Source organism: Xanthomonas sp. NCPPB 2250, from assembly GCF_056725265.1.
This window is the reverse complement of sequence record NZ_CM161520.1, coordinates 362114-382703: the sequence shown is the minus strand read 5'-3', so window position 1 is coordinate 382703 and position 20590 is coordinate 362114. Positions and strand designations below refer to the sequence as shown.

Genomic DNA, 20590 nt, shown 5'->3' with positions numbered 1-20590 from the left:
GCGGAACGGCGCACTCAGGGCTTGAGGCAGCGCGCCAGGAAGGCTTCGGTGGTGCGGTAGCGGTGCAGCGCGTTGCTGCCGGACAGGCCGTGCTTGGCGCCCGGATAGGTCATCAGCTCGAACAGCTTGCCGCGCTTCTGCAGTTCGCTCATCAGCGAGGTGGAATTGGTGAACAGCACGTTGTCGTCGGCCATGCCGTGCAGCAGCAGCAACTGCGAGGTCAGCCCGTCCAGGTGCGCGGCCACGCGGCTGTCGCGGTAGCCGTCGAGATTGGCCTTGGGCAGGTTCATGTAGCGCTCGGTGTAGTGGCTGTCGTACAGACCCCAGTCGGTCACCGGCGCGCCGGCGGCGCCACAGGCATAGGCCTCGCTGTGCTTGGCCAGCAGCATCAGGGTCATGTAGCCGCCGTTGGACCAGCCGTACACGCCGATACGCGCCGCATCCACCCACGGCTGCGCCTTCAGCCAGGCCACGCCGCGCAACTGGTCGTCCACTTCCACGGTGCCCTGGTGCTGGTACAGCGCGCCGCCAAAATCGCGGCCGCGGCGCGGCGTGCCGCGGTTGTCCAGCGAGAACACCACATAGCCGTGCTGCGCCAGGTACTGGTCGAACAGCGCATCGCCGCGGCCGGGCCAGCCGTCGACCACGGTCTGCGCGGCCGGGCCGCCGTACACGTAGACCACCACGGGGTAGCGCTTGCCGGGGTCGAACCCGTCCGGCTTCATCAGCCGGTAGTGCAGCTGGGTCTTGCCGTCGGCGGCGTTCATGGTGCCGAACTCGACCGGACGCTGCGCGGCGCGGTAGGCCGCATACGGGTGTTGCGGATCGGCCAGGTCGTTGACCAGCAGGGTGGCGATCTTTTCGCCAGTGGCGCGGAACAGCTCGATCTGCGGCGGCGTGGTCGTGTTGGACCAGCTGTCGACATACACGCTGGCGTTCTTGGCGAAGCTGGCGGCATGTGTGCCATTGGGCTTGGACAGCTGCTCGATGGCACCGCCGGCCAGCGGCACCGTGTAGATCTGCGTCTGCGTCGGCGACGCCTTGGTCGCGGAGAAATAGACCTTGCCGGCCGCCTCGTCCACCGCCAGCAGCTCGTCCACCACCCACTCGCCCTGGGTCAGCGGGCGCAGCGTGCGGCCGTCTTCCGAGGCCAGGTACAGGTGTTCGTAGCCGCTGCGCTCCGAACCCCAGACGAAGCGTCCGTCCTTGAGGAAGTGCAGGTCGTAGGTGAGCGGCACCCAGGTCGGGCTGGTCTCGGTGATCAGCACGCGCTGCTTGCCGGTGGCCAGGGTCGCCTCGATCAGCTCCAGGCGCTTCTGGTCGCGCGACTGGCGCTGGAAGGTCAGCCGTTGCGGATCGCGCCAGTCCACCCGCGCCAAGTAGATGTCCGGGTTCTTGCCCAGGTCGATCCACTGCGGCTGCGCGCCGGCGCGCGGCGCGATTGTGCCGAGTTGCACCTTCACGTTGGGCTGGCCGGCCTGCGGGTAGCGCTGCTCCACCACCTCGGTATGGTCGGCGTAGACCTCCGGGCGCTTCTGCACCGGCACCTCGGTTTCGTCGATGCGCGCGAAGGCGATCGCCGAGTCGTCCGGCGCCCACCAGTAGCCGGTGTGGCGATCCATTTCCTCGTCGGCGACGAACTCGGCCACGCCGTTGCCGATGGTCTCGCTGCCGTCGCGGGTGAGCTGGTGCTGCTGGCCGCTGGCCAGATCGATCACCCACAGGTTGCGCCCGCGCACGAAGCTGACGTAGCCGCCCTTGGGCGAGATCTTCGGATCGGTGACGAAGCCTTCGCCGTGGGTGAGCTTGCGCACCGCGGCGCTGCCGGTCTTGCGCAGGTCGTACAGGTACAGCTCGCCGCCGAGCGGGAACAGCAGCGCATGCGTGTCCGGCGCCCACTGGTACTCGACGATGCCGGTGTAGGCGGCGATGCGCTGGCGCTCGCGGCGCGCCTTCTCCTCGTCGCTCAGGGTCTCGGTGCCCGGCAGCACCAGCTTGGAATCCACCAGCATGCGGGTCTGGCCGCTGGCGATGTCGTATTCCCACAGGTCCAGCTGGTTGCGGTCGCTGTCCTTGCCGCGCAGGAAGGTCACCCGCGAGCCGTCCGGCGCCACCTTGGGCTTCATCAGGGTCGGCCCGGACAGCGGCTTGCTGCCGGTGATGGCCTCCAGGGTCAGTTTCTCGGCGTGGGCGGGAACGATGGGGGTGGCGAGCATGAGGGCGAGAGCGGCGAACAGAGAGCGCATGAAGGTTCCTGATGGAGCACCGAGCGCACGGATGATGCGCGTGCGCCCGGGATTTGAGAAGCGCGCCGGCTCAGCGCTGCCCGAACAGGTGCTTGCGCTCGGCGTCGCTGAGCGGCTTGCCCGCGTTCGGGTTCACCTGTTCCTTCAACGCGTAGGCGCGCTGGGTGGCCGGACGTGCGGCGATGGCCTCGTGCCAGCGCTTGAGGTGCGGGAAGGCGGCGTAGTCGGGGGTCAGCCCGTTGTACACCTCGATCCACGGGTAGCTGGCCATGTCGGCGATGCCGTAGTCGTCGCCGGCCAGGTAGGCGCTGTGGGCCAGGCGCTTGTCCAGCACGCCGTGCAGGCGCCGCACCTCGTTGCCGTAGCGTTCGATCGCATAGCCGATCTTCTCCGGCGCGTAGACGTTGAAATGGCCCATCTGCCCGGTCATCGGGCCGAGTCCGGCCATCTGCCAGAACAGCCATTCCAGCGCGAGCACGCGCCCGCGCGGATCGGCCGGGAGGAAGCGGCCGGTCTTCTCGGCCAGGTACAACAGGATCGCGCCGGACTCGAACACGCTCTGCGGCGCGCCGCCGTCGGCCGGGGCATGGTCGACGATGGCCGGCATCTTGTTGTTCGGCGAGATCGCCAGGAAGTCGGGGGCGAACTGCTCGCCGGCACCGATGTTGACCGGCTTGAGCGTGTAGTCCAGCCCGGCTTCCTCGAGGAACAGCGTGACCTTGTGCCCATTGGGGGTGGGCCAGTAGTACAGATCGATCATGACGGCGCTCCTGGAAGGGGAGCCCGAGTGTAGCGGCGCCCCCCGGCTTGGCAGCGTCATCGCCGGCCGGGTACCCTGGCCGCTCCCGCAACGCAGCATTCCAGACCACGCCATGACTCCAGAGCGGCCCCGCCTGCATCCCCTGTCCAACCTGATCTTCGCCTCGCGCTGGCTGCAGTTGCCGCTGTACCTGGGACTGATCGTGGCCCAGGGCGTCTACGTGTTCCTGTTCGGCAAGGAGCTGTGGCACCTGATCCACGAGGCGCCGAGCCTGGGCGAGCAGCAGATCATGCTGATCGTGCTCGGCCTAATCGACGTGGTGATGATCTCCAACCTGCTGGTGATGGTGATCGTCGGCGGCTACGAGACCTTCGTGTCGCGGCTGGGCCTGGAAGGCCATCCGGACCAGCCGGAGTGGCTGAGCCACGTCAACGCCAGCGTGCTCAAGGTCAAGCTGGCGCTGTCGATCATCGGCATCTCCTCGATCCACCTGCTCAAGACCTTCATCGCGGTCGGCGCGCTCGGCGGCATGCCGATGTGCTCGCCGGAACAGCTGGCCAGCGCCGTGGGGACGGTGGACCTGAAGAGCTGCGCGACGCTGACCGCCACCGGCGTGCTGTGGCAGACCATCATCCATGGCATCTTCATCCTGTCGGCGATCGGCATCGCCTGGACCGACCGGATCATGTCCGCGTCCGCGCCGGCGCGGCCGGCGCATTGACCGGCGCGCGCCGCGTCACGCTTTTTGCCGCATGGCAGCGGCTGCCACGCACGCGGCGGCCGCGGATGCTAGATTGACCGATGGGGTGCGCTGGCGGCATGGGGGCCGCAGCACCGCGAACGCACCGCCGTCGCATCGTTGATTGCCAACACCGGGGATTCAGGGGGACGCATGTCGCAACTCACCACACTCGCCAAGGCGCGCCGGGTCGCGCCGATCCTGTTGCTGGCCGCGCTGGCGGCCTGCTCCAAGCAGGAAGAGGCCGCACCACCCAGCGCTGCACCGGCCACCGCCGCGGCCAACGCACCGGCGCCGCCGGCGGTCTCGGCCAAGGTGCAGTCGATGGGCACCGAACAGTTGCACGACTCGGCCAGCCAGGCGCTGCGCGAGAACCGCATGTACGCACCGGCCGGCAACAACGCGGTCGAGTACTACCTGGCGTTGCGCGACAAGCAGCCGGACGACGCCGGGGTCAAGAGCGCGCTGACCGACCTGATGCCGTATACGCTGATCGCCGCCGAACAGAGCATCAACCGCGAGGACTTCCCGGAAGCCCAGCGCCTGATCGGGCTGATCGAGAAGATGGATCCGCAGGCGCCGGCGCTGCCGCGGCTCAAGCAGGGCGTGAGCAAGGGCATGGAGGCCGTGGCCCAGCGCAGCCAGGACGAGACCGACAAGGCCAAGAAGGACGCCGAGCAGAAGGCCAAGCTGGCGGCCGAGCAGCAGAAGCAGGCGCAGCAACAGGCCAGCGAGGCGCAGGCGGCGCAGCAGATCGCCGCACAGCAGGAGGCCGCGCGCCGCGAGAGCGCACGCCAGGAGGCCGAACGCCAGGCCGCTGCGCGCCCCGCCACGCCCGCCGCCACCACGCAACCGACGCCGGCACCGGCAGCAACCCCCGCGGCCACGCCGGCCGCTGCCGCCACCGCACAGACGCTGCGTCCGATCAGCACCCCGGCGCCGCGCTATCCGCCCGAAGCACTGCGCTCGGGCACCGCGGGCGAAGTGCTGGTGGAGATCACCGTCGGCACCGACGGCGCGGTCACCAATGCCCGCGTGCTGCGCTCCACGCCGCCGCGGGTGTTCGACCGCGAGGCCTTGAACGCCACCAAGCGCTGGCGCTTCGAACCCGTCAGCGCGCCGGTGACCACCCGCCGCACGCTGGCGTTCAATCCCGGCGGCTGAGTCCAACGATGACACGTGCGTGCCCGGCGGCTGCCGGGCGCGCAGCGAAAGCGCAGGCGCAACACCGCGCCGACCGAACCACTTCGACCAGCGCGATCAGGGCGTCGGTGTCATGCCCGCACTGCGCGCGGAGACGCCGAAGCGCCCCTTGCGCCAGGCCATCCAGGTCGCGATCGCGCCCACCACCGTGCACACCAGCAGGCCGGGCAGCGAGGCCTCCGGGCCGAACGCGCCACCGCTCAACCATTCCGGCACCCCGGCCTGCGCCGTGCTGCGCGCGATTGCCGGCCCCATGTCGGTCCCCGATACCGCCGCGCCGAACAGATAGCCCTGGGTGAAGTTCCAGGCCGCATGCACGCCGATGGAGACCCAGAGCCGGCCGCTGAGCACGTAGAACGCGCCCAGCATGACGCCCGCCTCCACCGCGATGCAGAGCGCGGCGAACACGCTCGCGTTCGGATTGCCGAGGTGGGCCAGGCCGAACAGCAGCGCCGAGAGTGCGAACGCCAGCCATGGCCCGAACGCACGCCACAGCAACCGCAACAGGATCGCGCGCAGCATCAGTTCTTCCACCACGCCGGCCTGCAGCGCCCTGCCGAGCGGCGCCCACACCGGCGCCGGCCCGGTCCAGCGGATCGCGTAGACGCCGAACGCCGCCATGATCGCCATCACCGCCGCGAACATGACCGCCCCCAACAGCAGCCCCACGCCCAACTGCAGGGGCGCGGCGCGCCAGGCGAGTTCCGCCGGCCAGCGCCGCTCGCCCAGGCGCACCGCGATTGCGTAGAGCACGGCGGCCGTCAGCGCCGTCGCATACGGCGCGAGCCGATCCGCGCCCGGCGGAAGCAGCCTGGCGCACAGCAGCGGCACCGCCGTCGCCACGACGATCATCAGCGCCAGCAATGCGATCGCCCAGAGCAGCGCCCGCAGCCAGCGCACCCTCCCCGGCTGCAGGATGCGCGCCTCGCCCAGCACCAGCAGGCGCCTGGCGCCGGAGGCCATCATTGCTGGGACATCGTGTGGATCTGGAGACATGCAAAGGCTCGCTGCGGAGGAAGCATCGGCAGGACGGACGACTCCGCTGCGCGCAGCGAGTGTGCATCACGATCGCGTTTCCTGCGCGGCCCCGCGACGACGGGCGTGCAGCGCGCGGACCCGGCCCGCGCGCTGCCTCCTGCTCAGCCGGAGATCGCCAGCTGTTCCTGCCGGTAGCGGCGCACCGCCGCCAGCCACAGCACCGCGGCCAGGCCGAAACCGGTGAGCAGGTACACCGCCCAGATCTGCGGATCGATCGTCTCGCGGCGGATGATCTTCATCAGCATCTGGTTCTGCGCCAGGAACGGCACCGCGAACTGCCACAGCGTGGTCTTCAGCGGATACACCATCAACGCATAGCCCGGCAGCATCGGCAGCAGCATCAGCCAGGTCATGTGGCTCTGCGCTTCCTTCATGCTCTTGGCCGCGGCCGCCAGATAGGTCAGCAACGAGGTGCCGATGAACAGCATCGGCAGCAGCACGAACAGCATCTGCAGCATCGCCACGAAGCTGACGTTGAGCTGGCGGCCGATGCCGCTGGCCACCTGCGCGCTGAGCTTGAACGCGAGCAGCGTCAGCAGCAGCGAGACCAGGCCGACCACGCAGGCGGCGGTGATCTTGCCGCTGACGATGGCGCTGCGCGAGGCCGGCGTGGCCAGCAGCGGCTCCAGCGATTGCCGCTCGCGTTCGCCGGCGGTGGCGTCGAGGATCAGGTACGCGCCGCCGATGAACGAGGTGATGGTCAGCAGCACCGGCAGCAGCATCGCCAGCAACGCGCCACGCTTGGCCTCGGGTGTGGCCAGGTCCTGCAGTGCCACATCCAGCGGCCGCGATACCTGCGAATCGATGCCGCGCGCCAGCAGGCGCAAGGCACCGACCTGCTGGCCGTACATGCCCAGCGCGGCCTGCACCCGCTGGGTCGGGATGTCGGCATCGCGGCGGGTGCTGTCCTTGATGATCTCCACCAGCGCCGGGCGCCCTTCGTGCCAGGCGTTGGCGTAGTCCTCGTCGATCTTCAGCGCAAGATCCACGTCCTGGCTGCGGATCGCCCCGGTCAGGTCCTTCGGCGGGGCGACTGCGTTCAAGCCCTGCGCGGCGAGGAAGGCCACCAGGTTCGGCGCGCGTTCGCGGCCGATCACCGGAATGTCCAGCGGCTTGTCGATCTGGGTGCGCACCCGGCTCTCGGCCAGCGCGCCCATGCCCAGGATCAGCGCCGGGTACAGCAGCGGGCCCAGCAGCAGCGCCAGCGCCAGGGTGCGGCGATCGCGCGAGAGGTCGCGCAATTCCTTGCGCATCACGGTGAATACGGTACGGAGCAGGCTCATGCGTGCAGTCCCTCGTCGCTGCCGATCGCCTTGACGAAGGCGTCTTCCAGATTGGGTTCGCCGGTGAGGGCGCGCAGTTCATCGGCGGTACCGGCGGCCACCACCGTGCCCTTGGCGATGATGACGATGCGATCGCACAGCGCCGCCACCTCCTGCATGATGTGGCTGGAGAAGATCACGCAACGCCCTTCCTCGCGCAGCTCGCGCAGGAAGCCGCGCAATGCGCGCGTGGTCATCACGTCCAGGCCGTTGGTGGGTTCGTCCAGGATCACGTTGCGCGGGTCGTGGACCAGCGCGCGGGCGATCGCGGTCTTGGTGCGCTGGCCCTGGCTGAAGCCTTCGGTCTGGCGGTCGAGGATGTCGTCCATGTCCAGCGCCTTCGACAGCAACCGGGTGCGCTCGGCGATGCGTGCCGCCGACAGCCCGTGCAGCTCGCCGAAGTAGGCGATGTTCTCGCGCGCGGTCAGCCGCTTGTACACCCCGCGCGCATCCGGCAGCACGCCCAGCGCGCGCCGCACCGCCATCGGATCCTGGCCCACGTCGACGCCGTCCACGCGCACCTGGCCCTGGTCCGGCGCCATCAGCGTGTACAGCATGCGCAAGGTGGTGGTCTTGCCGGCGCCATTGGGACCGAGCAGGCCGGTGATCTGGCCGTCGGCGGCCTGGAAGCTGACCCCTTGCACCGCCTGCACGGTGCCGGCGCGGGTCTTGAACGCCTTGTGCAGATTGTCGGCGACGATCATGCCTGCCCCTCCCTGTCGAACGCTGCGCAGCTCATGGTTCCCATCCGTTGAATGAAGTGAAGGCCGGCACGCCGCTCATCGCGTCCAGGCAGGTGGCATCGAGGTGCTTGGCATCGGCGGTCTCGAAGAACTGGCCGAGCAGCTTGGGCATGCAACCCAGGGTCATGGTGCCGTGGCCCTGGCCGCGCACCACCAGGTGGCGGCCGTTGGGCAGGCCCTTGAGCACGCGCTCGGCATAGCGTGGCGGCGTCACCGGATCCAGCTGGCCGGAGGTCAGCAGCACCGGCAAGGTGGAGGTGAACGGCGCGGTGAAGTCGGCCGGACGGGTGCCGGTCGGCCAGGCCGGGCAGGCGGCGAAGAACATCTGCGCCACCTCCGGGCCGAGCAGCGTGTCGTGCGTCTGCGGGGCGTGATAGCGGTCGGCGTCCTCGGCGCAGATCACCGACCACTGCATGCCGCGATTCATCTGCCCGTCCAGTTGCCCGCCCATCATCTTTGCCAGCGACATCAGCGGCCCGTAGCGGCCGTTGGCCGCTTCGTCCAGCACCAGGGGCAGCAGCGACGCGGTCTGCGGCGCGTAGGAGAACGAGAACGCCAGGCTGGTGACGGTGTCGGCGGTGACGCGGTCGTGGCGACTTTCACCGCTGGCCGGATCGCGGTAGTCCACCTCCACCGGCGCCTGCCGCAGCCGCTCCACCACCGCCCGCAACTGCGCGCGGGTATCGGTGGGGAAGCGCTTGGCGCAGGCCGGGTCGGCCTTGCACTGCTCGGCCTGCAGCGCGATCGCGTCCTCGAAGGTCGTGGCGAATTCGCCGCCGACCACCAGGTCGTTCGGCGCCACGCCATCGGTGACCACGCTGCGCACGTGCGGCGCGTAGCGACGCGCGTACTGCTGGGCGACGCGGGTGCCGTAGGACCCGCCGATCAGGTTGATCTTGTCCACGCCCAGCGCGGCGCGCACCGCATCCAGGTCGCCGATCGCCTGGGTGGTGGTGTAGTAGCGCGGATCGGCACGGCCCTGCAGCGACTGCGCGCAGCGGCGGGCGTAGTCGACCAGCTCGGCGGCGGTGGGCGCGCGCGCCGGATCGGCCAGCGGCATGTCCTTGCCGTCCGGCCCCAGGCAGCTCAGCGGATTGGACTGGCCGGTGCCGCGCTGGTCGATCAGGAACACGTCGCGGCGCTTGCGGGTCTCGCGCAGCGCCATGTCGACGATGCTGGCGACCTGGGTGGCGGCCTGGCCGGGACCGCCGGCCAGGAAGAACACCGGATCCGGGTCGCTGCCGCCCTCGCCGGTGACCGGCAACCAGGCGATGTTGAGTTCGATCTTGCGGCCGTTCGGCGCCGCCGGATTCTCCGCCACCGCCATGCGCGTGCACTGCGCCGCGACGTTATTGGACGCCACCGGATTGGTCAGCGTGCACGGATGGAAGCGCAGCGCGCCGTAGCTGCGTTCGGACGTCTGCGGCGTCGGTGCCTGGGCCGCCTGGCAGGCGGCGAGCAACAGGGTGGCCGCCGCGATGGCGAACGGCCGGGAGGGGTGTCGCATGGTTCGCATCCTTGAGTTCATGGCTTGCAGAATGCCATGCCGAAACATGGCGTCGTCGGTGCCCGGCGGGGCATGGAACGGAGTGCGCGGTTACTCGCCCTCATCGAACAGGAACACCTGCTCGATGCTGTGCGCGAACAGCCGCGCGATGCGGAACGCCAGCGGCAGGCTCGGATCGTACTTGCCCGTCTCCAGCGCATTGATGGTTTGACGCGACACGCCCAGCCGCTCGCCAAGTTCGCCCTGCGACCAGCCGTGCGCCTCGCGCAGTTCTCGGATGCGGCTATTCATTGGTAGCGGCGCGCGTTCGCGACCTTGACCACCCCATAGGTCATGCACAGCGCGGGAAACACCCACAGCATCGCGCTCGAGGCCGACAGCGCGATGACCTGCGCCGCCTGCAGGAACCCGGCGGCCATGTAGACGCCACAAGTCAATCCGGCGGCGATGGCGATGGACTCCAACTCGATGCGCCGCTGCAGTTCGTCGGAGTCGCGCACGAAGCGCGCCACCGCACGGATCACCAGGGCCAACATCAGCGCCGGCAACAGCGCGACCACCACGCGCAGCCACAGCACGTCCACGCTGTCGAGCAGGCGCTTCCAGAACAGCATCACCACCACGTAGGCGCCCATCGGCGGAAAGAACTCGCGGTAGTAGCGCCGCGCCAGCGCCCGCGGCGCGCTGTCGGCCAGGCTGCCCCGCGACCACCACAGCAGCAGCGCCATGAACAGGCCGCCGATGCCGACGCCCATGCACACCCCGCGCAGGTAGTCGCTGCCGCCGAGCGGCAGCCAGGTCCCCGCCGCCAGCAGCGCCAGACTCACGCACAGCACCACGATCGCGTTGCGCCTGCAGTTGCCCATCACCTGTCCCCGATACTCAGCCGATCCCCGATCCGGCACCCTCGCGGCTGCCGCGTATGCCGTGCCGACCTTCCCCCTGTCAAGCACGCTTGACAGGAGAATGCGCGCGCCAATGTCGGCTGTCAAGCGTCCTTTACAGACAAAACGAAATCACCGGCAAGCCGGCGCAACTAGCCCCTCTCCCACCGGGAGAGGGGTTGGGGTGAGGGTAAGGGCGCGAAGCGCGCTCGACGCTTCGGAAACATGCAGCTTCGCCCTGGACGGACCGCAGATGTAGCAATCGCGGCTGAAGCCGCTCCTACGCGAGATGTCCGGCGCCGACAGCGGCCGTTACTTGCTGCTGACGTACTTCTCGCGGCGGATGTGCTGCACCGGCAGGCCGGCGTCCTTCAGCGCATCGAAGCAGGCATCGACCATGTTCGGATTGCCGCACAGGTAGGCGATGTCGCCTTCGGCCTGCGGCGCGAATTCGCCGAGGAACTGCTGCACGTAGCCATGCCGCACGTCCGGATGCGGCGCTTCCGGCAACTCGCGCGAGAAACACGGCACGAAGCGGAAACCGGGATGCGCATCGGCGAAGGCGCGGAATTCGTCGCCGTACAGCAGCTCGGCCGGGGTCCGCGCCCCCAGCAGCAGCACCACTTCCACGCCGCGCTCGGCCATCGCCGCTTCCAGCAGCGGCAGCATCGAGCGGTACGGCGTGACGCCGGTGCCGGTGGCGATCAGCAGATAGCGACGGTTGCTGTCGCCCGGCTGCAGGCAGAAACGTCCGTACGGGCCGCTGGCGCAGACCTGCCCGCCGATCTCCAGGCCTTCGAACAGCGCGGTGGCCGCGCCGCCGGCGACAAAGCTGACCGCGATCTCCACGGTGGCATCGGCCGGCTGCGCCGGATCGTGACGCGTGGCCAGCGAGTAGCTGCGCTTGGTCGCGGTGCCATCGGCATAATGGAAGTGCACCTGCACGAACTGGCCGGGCACGAACGGCAGGGGTTGGCCATCATCGCGGACGAAGCGATAGTGGCCGACGGCCGGGGCCAACATGTGGCGGTCGACCAGTTTCAGCGGGAATTGGGCAGGCACGGAGATGCAACAGTCTGTGGCCGGGGGCGACCCCACGAGGTCTTCTATAATAACGGCTGCACTTCTCCTGCGCCGTCGATGCGGCGCGAAGGCCCGCCTTGACTCCCGCACCTGCTCTTTCTCCCCAGACGCCGGCGCCCGCCCTGCGCGTGCGCGACCTGCGCAAGACCTACGACAACGGCGTGCAGGCCCTGCACGGCGTGTCGCTGGACGTGCTGCCCGGCGACTTCTTCGCCCTGCTCGGCCCCAACGGCGCCGGCAAGTCCACCCTGATCGGCATCATCAGCTCGCTGGTCAACCTCAGCGCCGGCCAGGTCGAGGTGTTCGGCACCGACCTGAGCAGCCAGCGCAGCGCGGCGATGCGCCTGATCGGCCTGGTGCCGCAGGAAATCAACTTCAACCTGTTCGAGCAGCCCTTCGACATCCTGGTCAACTACGCCGGCTTTTACGGCATGCCGCGCGCCGAGGCCGAGCGCCTGGCCGAAGTGGAGCTCAAGCGCGCGCACCTGTGGGAGAAGGCCCATGTGATGAGCCGCACCCTGTCCGGCGGCATGAAACGGCGGCTGATGATCGCCCGCGCGATGATGACCCGGCCGCGCCTGCTGATCCTGGACGAACCCACCGCCGGCGTGGACATCGAGATCCGCCGCGACATGTGGCGCGTGCTGCGCGAGATCAACGGCGCCGGCACCACCATCATCCTCACCACGCACTACCTGGAGGAAGCGGAGAGCCTGTGCCGCAACCTGGCGATCATCGACCGCGGCCGCATCGTCGAACAGGGGCCGATGCGCGCCCTGCTGGCCAAGCTGGACGTGGAAGGCTTCCTGCTGGACATCGACGGCGAGTTGCCGGCGCAGTTGCCGGCGATCGAGGGCACCACCCTGCTGGCACAGGACGCGCACACCCTGGACCTGGACATGCCGCGGGCGATGGACCTCAACCGCGTGTTCGCCGCACTGGGCGACGCCGGCATCCGCGTGCGCTCCATGCGCACCAAGAGCAATCGCCTGGAAGAACTGTTCGTGCGCCTCACCGGCGAGCACCGCGACGCTGCCACGGCCACCGCCGGCGCGACGCCGTCCGCCACTCCCTGATGCCCTCACGGCGACGACCATGACCACCCAGACCGATTCCACCCTTCCCGTTTCCGACGCCACCCCCGCCCAGCGCAACTGGGTCGCGCTGGGCACCATCGTGCGCCGCGAGGTCAAGCGCATCCTGCGCATCTGGGGCCAGACCCTGGTGCCGCCGGCGATCACCATGACCTTGTACTTCCTGATCTTCGGCGGCCTGATCGGCTCGCGCGTGGGCGACATGGGCGGCTACAGCTACATGCAGTTCATCGTCCCCGGCCTGGTGATGATGAGCGTGATCCAGAACAGCTACGGCAACATCAGCTCCAGCTTCTTCGGCGCCAAGTTCGGCCGCCACGTCGAGGAACTGCTGGTCAGCCCCATGCCCAACTGGGTGATCCTGTGGGGCTACGTCGCCGGCGCGGTGCTGCGCGGGCTGATGGTCGGCGTGATCGTGCTGATCATCGCCATGTTCTTCACCCCGGTGCGCATCCCGCACCCGCTGGTGACCCTGACCACCGTGTTGCTGGGCGCGACCATCTTCTCCCTGGCCGGCTTCATCAACGCGGTCTACGCGAAGAAGTTCGACGACGTGGCGATCGTGCCGACCTTCATCCTGACCCCGCTGACCTACCTGGGCGGCGTGTTCTACTCGGTCAAGCTGCTGCCCGGCTGGGCCGAGGCCGCCACCCACGCCAACCCGATCTTCTACATGGTCAACGCCTTCCGCTACGGCCTGCTCGGCAGCAGCGACGTGCCGGTGTGGGTGGCCTACAGCCTGATGCTGGGCTTCGTCGCGGTGCTGGCGGCGCTGGCGCTGTGGCTGCTGCGGCGCGGGGTGGGCTTGCGCAGCTAAAAACCCTGCGATCGGGGCGGCGCTGCTCGAGGCGCTCGCGGACCTTCCAGAATCGCCGGGTCTTCACAGGCAATCGTCGGTGAGATGACGCAAGCGCCGAATGCAATGCGCCGCATGGACCCTGGCTTGCGCTGGTGCCGTCGCTTCACTCGGCGCTTTGGCGGGCACGTGCGATTGCGCGTGCTGTAGTCTCCGTCCTGCCAATACGTTTTTTGATTGCGAACAACCTGCTACATGCGCGGCACCAACGTTCTCCGTCGTGTGCAAGGCTCCTACAGGCAGAACGACCGGCATGCGGAGAGTGCAAGCCGAGCGCCGTACGCGTCGTAATGACGCCGTTTTGCCGAAAGCTGTCCGGCCACGATCAGACCCAAAAAACGAGATCATGCAGACCTCGTAGCATGAAATCGGACGCGCTGCGTCTTGGCGGAGCGACACCGCTCAATTGAGGCACGCAGCCATGCAATGCGTGCACCCCCGGCGCTTGATGCACGAAAACAAGCGCAGGAAATACGTGACGAGCAGCACAATCAAAAAAAGGAATCGCATTTGACGCTACGGCGCCCTTGGTGTCTTATGCGCGAGTACGTAGCCGTCACATTCAGCGTACAACATCAGCTTGCTGGCCTACGGCACATGCATTGGTTGATGCCATTCACGCACATCTGCGCGACAAGGGCAGGAAAACCGGCCAGCCAGATCAAATAGGATTTACAACAGCGACAAGGAGAGCACGTGAAGTCGACAGCATTATTATTTCTAGCTTTTTCTTTTTCCGGAGTCGAAGCCGCGGCGGCGCAGTCGATCTGTAGCAACGACGAATATGTTGCAGCATACAAACAGGCCAGAGAGAACGAGTTCAGCTATTTGGACGGCCTGAACGACGACCAGCTCAACCGCCTCCATGAGTTTTACTCCAATGCCGCGTCCGCAATTCAGGACCAGATCATAGCCGAGGATGATTCCGAAACCGACTACAGTCCGTCGTTATTCAACGTCGCCAACATCGCAACCATCATAAATGCGAACGACGAATCCGAATCGATCCGCGGAGTGCTTGGAAGTTTTTCCAATTACGTCCTCACCTATGAGAACGCCAATCTACTGAACAAGGCACTTCAGGAGATCGAGACACTAAAGCTCGCATCCACCCCAGGGCCTCGCGCCTTCTCCTTGTCGGAAATAAACGACCAAAAATACCGAAAGCTGGTCAGGGATCACTTGAAGAGCAAGGGATGCTCCGTCGATTTGAGCAAAGACTACTCTCTCCCGCCGCACAATGCGCCGCAGACTCAGATTTGCAAAAAAGTTCCATCTTTTTGCCAATAAAGGAGAGAGCCATGAAGCCATCGACACTAGTTTCGCTCGTTGCGGCGCTATTTTTCTGGGCCACCGACTCCGCGCTGGCGCAGACCTGCGACGCCCATCCGATCCTTCCCCTCTATGAGACCGTCAAGGAACAGGACATTCCAGCACTGGACGACTTGTCGGACGCGGACAAGGCGGTGCTGGAAGGCGTCTACGCCACCGCGCAGACCGTGGTGACGGAGTATGCGCAACACAAGCTGGGAAGCCCTGTTCCTACCGAGATCATCAACAACCTTCCGAACTTCAAGAAAATAATAGAAGGCGACAACCTGGAAGGAAGCCTCGGAATATATTCCAATATCGTCGGAGCGATAAGCCCCAGGCTCGGCGAGATCCTGCCGAATATGTGGAGGGAAACGCTCACGGCATTGGGTGGCACCCCGGTCACGACAGCGGAACTGGAGGACGCGAACAACCGCAAGATTGTTTCAACGCAATTGAAGAAGGACGGGTGCACAGGCACGTTGACACTCCCTCCCTATCGATCCCCGCCACCAGCCACTCCTCTCTACTACGGCAAGGCGGACTTTTGTGATCAGGCGTCCTATCAAGCCAAATTCAGACAAGGCGATCCTGATGGCGAAGATTTTCACAAGTCCGATTTCGAAGGTGACAAAGCCTCCTGTAGCTATTATGGAGGCAAGTTCAAATACACTGTCCACGAGACGCCTTATTACGCCATCTGGAGCTCGCTTGTAGAAACAACCGTTTACATTGAACCCAGCGAATCTAGCGCCTTCGCGGAGTTCGAGAAATATCAAGACGCATTTGGCTGCGAAAAAGTGACGAACGACGCCGGCAAACTGTTATGCGCAGGGAAAATCGAAGGAAGGTACGATTTGGCTGTAGTCCACAAGAATGCACTGGTCGTCATCTCAGGATCTTTCGTCAAGGAAGACCAGCCGACCGATCTATCGTCCGCATTTCCCCCACTGGCGACAGAGACATTGAAGCGTCTGATCGCAAAATAATTGATTGATTTTTTAAGTAGAGGCGCCCCCTATAAAAAAGCACCAGATGCCCCAGGCGTGAGTGCCCAAAGCTGTTTACGCGTAGTGCCAATCAGCGCTTGATGCCGTCGGCCAGGATCAGTTCGACACGCCGAATCAATGCATGCCTGCAAATCCTGGCGTCGTTCCGGATCCTGGTGGATGCACCACCAGGATCCCGGAGCAGCGCCAGATCCAGGGTGTCGCCTGGTCCGCCTTATGGGCTGATCTTGGCGAAGAAGGCCCCCTGCTGGATCGTCGCCCGGCAGGACTGAGGCATGCCGCTGGCCACGGCGCTTGGGCCCCGAGCAGCCCTGTGCCGACAGGCAAGCCCGCGTGGCGACCGAGGCCTGCACGCGGGGCGCACCGCCGTGCAATGCGTTACCGGCTGGTCGACTCGGCCGGTCCCGGTGGGACCGGCAAGGCACGCTGTGGCTTGATCGACAGACCGGTCTGGTGCTCGCCTATCGCGGCAAGGCCGGGCTGAACAGCAACGGTCGACCAAGGCCTGCAGCCGCACACGTTGTTCCAGCCGGCCAACCTCCCACACCGAGTCCGCGTCCGCTGCGACCGAAGCGGGACATATGCCACCCATCGTGGAGCGACGCCGATTCATGGTGCTGCGGCAAGATCGGCCGATCACACAGTTACACTAATTTGGTTCGTCCCCAGACAAGGAGTATCTCTGTGAAAAGAGCAGTAGCGGCGACGTTGGCCCTGGCCGTCATCGCAAGTCTGAGCGCCTGCAAGAAGCACGAGCAAGCCGCACATCCCGACGATCAGGCGACGGCCCCCGCGGCGACCGCCAGCGGCGCGCAGGAAACTCCCGCGGCCCAGTCCCCCGCCAGTACGGCATTCGATCCTGCCAGCCTGCCGGTGTCCGACGTCCCACTGGGAGATTTCCCCTACATCGCGCTGCCCACCGGCTATGTCACCGGCAGCACGCCGGACGTCGCGGACTTCGACCAAGTGCCGTTCTGGACCGGCGATCGCCTGCAGCCGGTCGAGGGCAAGGTCTGGTCGGCGCACATCGATGCGGCGCAGGGCAAGACCTTCTCCGACCTGGAGCTGTCGCGCAACATCGAGGCGGTGGTCACCGCACTCGGCGGCAAGAAGATCTTCGACGGCCGGATCCCCGAAGCGGCCACGCAGAAGATCAAGGAGTGGCCGCGCGATGTCGCCACCAAGTACAACAGCGGCCTGGGCGATGTCTGGAACAACCCCGTACAGGTGTTCGTGGTGCATCGCGCCGATCGCGACATCTGGATCCAGCTGTGCAGCTACCAGTTCGGCGGCGGCCTGCTTATCGCCGAGACCAAGCCGCTGCAGGTCACCGCCAGCCTGCTGCCGGCCAGCGAACTGAAGACGCAGATCGACAAGACCGGCAAAGTGGCCTTGCACGTCAATTTCGCCACCGACAAGACCGACATCCTGCCCGATTCGCAGCCGCAGATCGCGCAGGTGGTGCAGTTGCTCAAGCAGGACGCCGAGTTGAAGCTGGCCGTCAACGGCTATACCGACGGCACCGGCGATGCCGCGCACAATAAGTCGCTGTCGGAAGGACGCGCCAAGGCGGTGGTCGCCGCGCTCGTCGCGCAGGGTATCGACGCGTCGCGTCTGACCGCAGCCGGCTTCGGCGATGCCGACCCGGTGGCAGACAATGCGACCGAGCAAGGCAAGTCGCAGAACCGCCGCGTCGAACTGGTAAAGAAGAGCTGAGCCGCACCGGGTACCGCTGCATGCGGTCACCCCTGATGCGTGCGGGTCGCGGTGCGGCGCAACGGCATGGCCAATTGCGCCGCATCGTCGACAGGACCGCACGCGCGCCCGCTTGCCGGCATGCGTTCCCGCAGTCGGACGCCTTCCACTCCATGGCGATCCACGTCTCATGCGTATCCTGATTCTCGGTGCCGGCGCGACCGGCGGTTACTTCGGCGGACGCCTGGCCCAGGCCGGCGTCGATGTCAGCTTCCTGGTGCGGCCGCCGCGGGCCGCACGCCTGCAGCGCGACGGCCTGCGCATCCGCAGTCCGCGTGGCGATGCGGCGATCGCGGTGATCACGCTCACCGCCGAGACGCTGCCCGGCGCGGCACAGGCGCGGCCGTTCGATCTGGTGCTGCTGAGTTGCAAGGCCTACGACCTGGAAAGTTCACTGAACGCGGTGGCGCCGGCGGTGCACGACGGCACCAGTGTGTTGCCGATCCTCAACGGCCTGCGCCACTACCGGGCGCTGGATGCGCGCTTCGGTGCGGAGCGGGTGATCGGTGGGCTGTGCTTCATCAGCGCGGTGCTCGACGCCGACGGCGCGATCCAGCACCTGGCCAAGCCGGCCTCGCTGACCTTCGGCGAGCGCGACGGCCGCGGCGCCCACAGCCCGCGCGTGCGTGCCCTGGCAGCGGCATGCGCGCAGGCCGACGTGGATCATCTGGCTGCGCCGCGGATCGCGCAGGAGCAATGGATCAAGTACACCTTCCTCACCGCGCTGGCCGCGGCCACCTGCCTGATGCGTGCGCCGATCGGGCGTATCGTCGCCAGCGACGATGGGGTGACGCTGGTGCGCGGCCTGTATGCCGAATGCACGGCGGTGGCCGCGGCCGCCGGCGAACCGGTGCCCGAGGCGGCGCAGGCCAACGCGCTGCAATTGCTGACCCAGCCAGGCTCGCCGATGAAGGCCTCGATGCTGCGCGACCTGGAAGCCGGACAACAGGTGGAAGCGCAGCAGATCGTCGGCGACATGCTGGTCCGCGCCCGTACCGCCGGACAGGACGCACCGCTGCTGATGGCGGCGTACTGCCACCTGCAGGCGTACCAGGCCGGTCTGCCCGCGCGCTGAGGTTCACCGCGGGAAGCCAGTGCCGCGCGCAGCGCGCCCCTGCCCTGCGCACGCCCGCCACGGTGCTCCGGGCAACGTCGTACCCACGCCGTCCCGAGGGCGGCCCTGCGTCTTCGCGCGCCGCTGACGCGCCTGGCGCCTATGCTCGCCCACCACACAGGGGGCCAGCGAGCGGGCACGCACATGGCAAAACTGTTCCGCGGCGGGCATTTCCTCATCATCCTGCTGTTCCTGCTGTGCGCGGCCGGGCTGATCTGCATGGCCGTGCTCGAGCTGTGGCACGGCCTGACCCCGGGCGGCGAACTGGTGGTGCGCGACCGCTTCAACGTGGTGCTGGAAGCGATCGGACTGCTCACCGTGGCGCTGGTGACCCTGGAACTGGGCCAGACCATCTACGAGGAAGAGGTGCAGCGCGACGTCAAGGTCAGCGGACCGACCCGGGTGCGTCGCTATCTGTCGCGGTTCTTCGTGGTCATCGTCATCGCCCTGGCGATCGAGACCCTGGTGTCGATCTTCGAACTGATGCACGACGATCCGTCCAAGCTGCCCTACGCCTCGGCGGTCGGCCTGTGCGCGGCGCTGCTGCTGATCGCATGGGGCGTGTTCGTCAAGCTCAACCGCAGCGCCGAGGAACTGGAGCCGGAAGCCATGGCGGAAGCCAAGCGCGAGGACGCGCAGGTCGATTGAGGCGAGTGGGCGCCACCCGGGCAGGCCGACTCACGTTACCCACGTAGATACCGTCTTACCCCCTAGCAGGCAAGGCCCCTTTTCGGATCGAACGCCGTGCCCGATTTGAGAACGCCGTAGGCCAGGTGCAGGAGCTTGCGCATGGCGGCGCACACGATCTGCTTGCCGGCTTTGCCGCGTTCGCTCAGCCGCTGTTTCAGCGCCCGGATGATCGGGTTGTGGGTCATGGCCACCAGGGCCGGCATGAACAGGCCCGCGCGCAGGCGGGACGAGCCGGTACGCGAGATGCAGACGTGGCCTTTGCGCTCGCCCGACTCCTGCAGGCACGGATTCAGGCCCGCGAAGGCGGTCACCGCCGAGGCATCGGCGAAGCGCCTCACATCGCCAAGCTCGGCCAGCATCAAGGCCGCGCTGGTGTCGGCAATGCCCTGGATGCTCACCAGCAGCTCGCGCTGCCCACGCAAGGTCGGATCCTGGTCGATATGGTCATCGATGGCCTGCTCGATCTGGGCGATGTGGTGTTGCAGATCGGCCAGATGGACCTGGATCGAGTCCTTCACCTGGGCCGGAGCGACGTCCAGCCGGTTGCGCTCCATCTGCAGCATCTGTTGCAGATCCTGGCGCCGGCGCACCAGCGCTTTAAGCTGCTTGAGCGCCGGCGGATCAGGGGACCAACGGCGTAACTGCTCGCGGTGACGCAGGGCATAGCTGGCGATCAGCTTGGCATCGCTGCGATCGGTCTTGACCCGGCTGAGTTGGCTGCGTGCGTACGCGGCCGTCTGTGCCGGGTTGAGCACGCACACCCGATAGCCTCGTGCGTGGAGGAACTCGGCCAGCGCCTGGTGGTAGGTGCCGGTGGCCTCCATGGCGATCCAGCTATCGGACTGGGCATGCGTCTGCAGCCATGCCTGCAGGGCCTGGAAGCCCTTGGCATCGTTGGACAACTTGGCCTTGGTACGGTGCTTGCCATTGGTCAGCTCGATGGCCACATCGAAACTGCGTTTGGCGACGTCGATGCCGATGACGGGAGACATGCGCGATTCCTCCATCGTGTCAGGGTCATGATCGGCGCTGGGCCCGGTCCTGCCTTGTCGATGCGAGTTCACGCCCGGGGGGGCGGACTCTGGATACCGTTCGGACACCCAAGGGCCAGCATGTGGAGGGCGGAGCCGATCTACGATGCAAGCTCGAAGCTTTAGGAGCGACTGGACCTCCCACACCTCCTCCGATGATCAGTCGGAAGACATGACGCCTGTTTAGGGGCGACATGTCCAGAT

At 66.9% G+C, this 20590-nt stretch carries 19 protein-coding genes; 9 read left to right on the top strand and 10 right to left on the bottom strand.

The window, feature by feature from the left end:
- Positions 1-14: 14 nt before the first annotated feature.
- Positions 15-2246: a S9 family peptidase gene (locus tag AC1PMG_RS01680; RefSeq protein WP_481110420.1), complete on the bottom strand. Its 2232-nt coding sequence runs from the start codon at positions 2244-2246 to the stop codon at positions 15-17.
- Positions 2247-2316: 70 nt separating this feature from the next.
- Positions 2317-3006 (bottom strand): glutathione binding-like protein, encoded by a 690-nt coding sequence (locus AC1PMG_RS01675; protein ID WP_017908502.1) that lies wholly within the window; start codon positions 3004-3006, stop codon positions 2317-2319.
- Positions 3007-3118: 112 nt separating this feature from the next.
- On the opposite strand from AC1PMG_RS01675, the gene AC1PMG_RS01670 reads away from it, so the two are divergent.
- A complete protein-coding gene (locus AC1PMG_RS01670; protein WP_017908501.1) occupies positions 3119-3727 on the top strand; it encodes a TIGR00645 family protein in 609 nt (202 codons plus the stop codon).
- A 171-nt stretch (positions 3728-3898) separates the two neighbouring features.
- Positions 3899-4909, top strand: a complete 1011-nt coding sequence (locus tag AC1PMG_RS01665) for an energy transducer TonB (protein ID WP_481110419.1) — start codon at positions 3899-3901, stop codon at positions 4907-4909.
- A 96-nt stretch (positions 4910-5005) separates the two neighbouring features.
- Here the strand turns inward: AC1PMG_RS01665 and AC1PMG_RS01660 are convergent, their stop codons facing one another.
- From AC1PMG_RS01660 to AC1PMG_RS01630, 7 genes are all read right to left on the bottom strand, one after another.
- Positions 5006-5914: a CPBP family intramembrane glutamic endopeptidase gene (locus AC1PMG_RS01660; RefSeq protein WP_481110418.1), complete on the bottom strand. Its 909-nt coding sequence runs from the start codon at positions 5912-5914 to the stop codon at positions 5006-5008.
- Positions 5915-6087: 173 nt separating this feature from the next.
- Positions 6088-7269, bottom strand: a complete 1182-nt coding sequence (locus AC1PMG_RS01655) for an ABC transporter permease (protein ID WP_481110417.1) — start codon at positions 7267-7269, stop codon at positions 6088-6090.
- Positions 7266-8012 (bottom strand): ABC transporter ATP-binding protein, encoded by a 747-nt coding sequence (locus AC1PMG_RS01650; protein WP_017912098.1) that lies wholly within the window; start codon positions 8010-8012, stop codon positions 7266-7268. Before AC1PMG_RS01650 ends, AC1PMG_RS01655 begins: the two co-directional genes overlap by 4 nt.
- A gap of 31 nt (positions 8013-8043) precedes the next feature.
- The gene (locus AC1PMG_RS01645; RefSeq protein WP_481110416.1) at positions 8044-9558 is read right to left on the bottom strand and encodes an alpha/beta hydrolase; all 1515 of its coding nucleotides are present in this window, start codon (positions 9556-9558) and stop codon (positions 8044-8046) included.
- A gap of 90 nt (positions 9559-9648) precedes the next feature.
- Positions 9649-9849 carry a helix-turn-helix transcriptional regulator gene (locus tag AC1PMG_RS01640; RefSeq protein ID WP_017908434.1) on the bottom strand — a complete coding sequence of 67 codons (201 nt, stop codon included), beginning with the start codon at positions 9847-9849 and terminating at the stop codon, positions 9649-9651.
- Entirely contained in the window at positions 9846-10424 is a 579-nt protein-coding gene (locus AC1PMG_RS01635; RefSeq protein ID WP_342074572.1) for a hypothetical protein, read from the bottom strand. Before AC1PMG_RS01635 ends, AC1PMG_RS01640 begins: the two co-directional genes overlap by 4 nt.
- Before the next feature lie 330 nt (positions 10425-10754).
- Positions 10755-11465: an FAD-binding oxidoreductase gene (locus tag AC1PMG_RS01630; RefSeq protein ID WP_342074597.1), complete on the bottom strand. Its 711-nt coding sequence runs from the start codon at positions 11463-11465 to the stop codon at positions 10755-10757.
- Positions 11466-11602: 137 nt separating this feature from the next.
- Here AC1PMG_RS01630 and AC1PMG_RS01625 point away from each other — a divergent pair, with 137 nt between their 5' ends.
- The 7 genes from AC1PMG_RS01625 (at position 11603) to AC1PMG_RS01595 (ending at position 19313) form a co-directional block, all read left to right on the top strand.
- The gene (locus AC1PMG_RS01625; RefSeq protein WP_481110415.1) at positions 11603-12601 is read left to right on the top strand and encodes an ABC transporter ATP-binding protein; all 999 of its coding nucleotides are present in this window, start codon (positions 11603-11605) and stop codon (positions 12599-12601) included.
- A 19-nt stretch (positions 12602-12620) separates the two neighbouring features.
- Entirely contained in the window at positions 12621-13436 is an 816-nt protein-coding gene (locus tag AC1PMG_RS01620; protein WP_017907701.1) for an ABC transporter permease, read from the top strand.
- A 735-nt stretch (positions 13437-14171) separates the two neighbouring features.
- Positions 14172-14765, top strand: coding sequence for a hypothetical protein (locus tag AC1PMG_RS01615; RefSeq protein WP_481110414.1), 594 nt, complete (start codon positions 14172-14174; stop codon positions 14763-14765).
- An 11-nt stretch (positions 14766-14776) separates the two neighbouring features.
- Positions 14777-15775 carry a hypothetical protein gene (locus AC1PMG_RS01610; protein ID WP_481110413.1) on the top strand — a complete coding sequence of 333 codons (999 nt, stop codon included), beginning with the start codon at positions 14777-14779 and terminating at the stop codon, positions 15773-15775.
- Positions 15776-16480: 705 nt separating this feature from the next.
- Positions 16481-17512, top strand: coding sequence for an OmpA family protein (locus AC1PMG_RS01605; RefSeq protein WP_481110412.1), 1032 nt, complete (start codon positions 16481-16483; stop codon positions 17510-17512).
- Positions 17513-17681: 169 nt separating this feature from the next.
- A complete protein-coding gene (gene panE / locus AC1PMG_RS01600; protein WP_481110411.1) occupies positions 17682-18626 on the top strand; it encodes a 2-dehydropantoate 2-reductase in 945 nt (314 codons plus the stop codon).
- A 183-nt stretch (positions 18627-18809) separates the two neighbouring features.
- A complete protein-coding gene (locus AC1PMG_RS01595; protein WP_481110410.1) occupies positions 18810-19313 on the top strand; it encodes a hypothetical protein in 504 nt (167 codons plus the stop codon).
- 62 nt (positions 19314-19375) lie between these two features.
- On the opposite strand, the gene AC1PMG_RS01590 is transcribed toward AC1PMG_RS01595, so the two are convergent.
- Positions 19376-20347: an IS110 family RNA-guided transposase gene (locus AC1PMG_RS01590; protein ID WP_481109034.1), complete on the bottom strand. Its 972-nt coding sequence runs from the start codon at positions 20345-20347 to the stop codon at positions 19376-19378.
- Positions 20348-20590 lie beyond the last annotated feature (243 nt).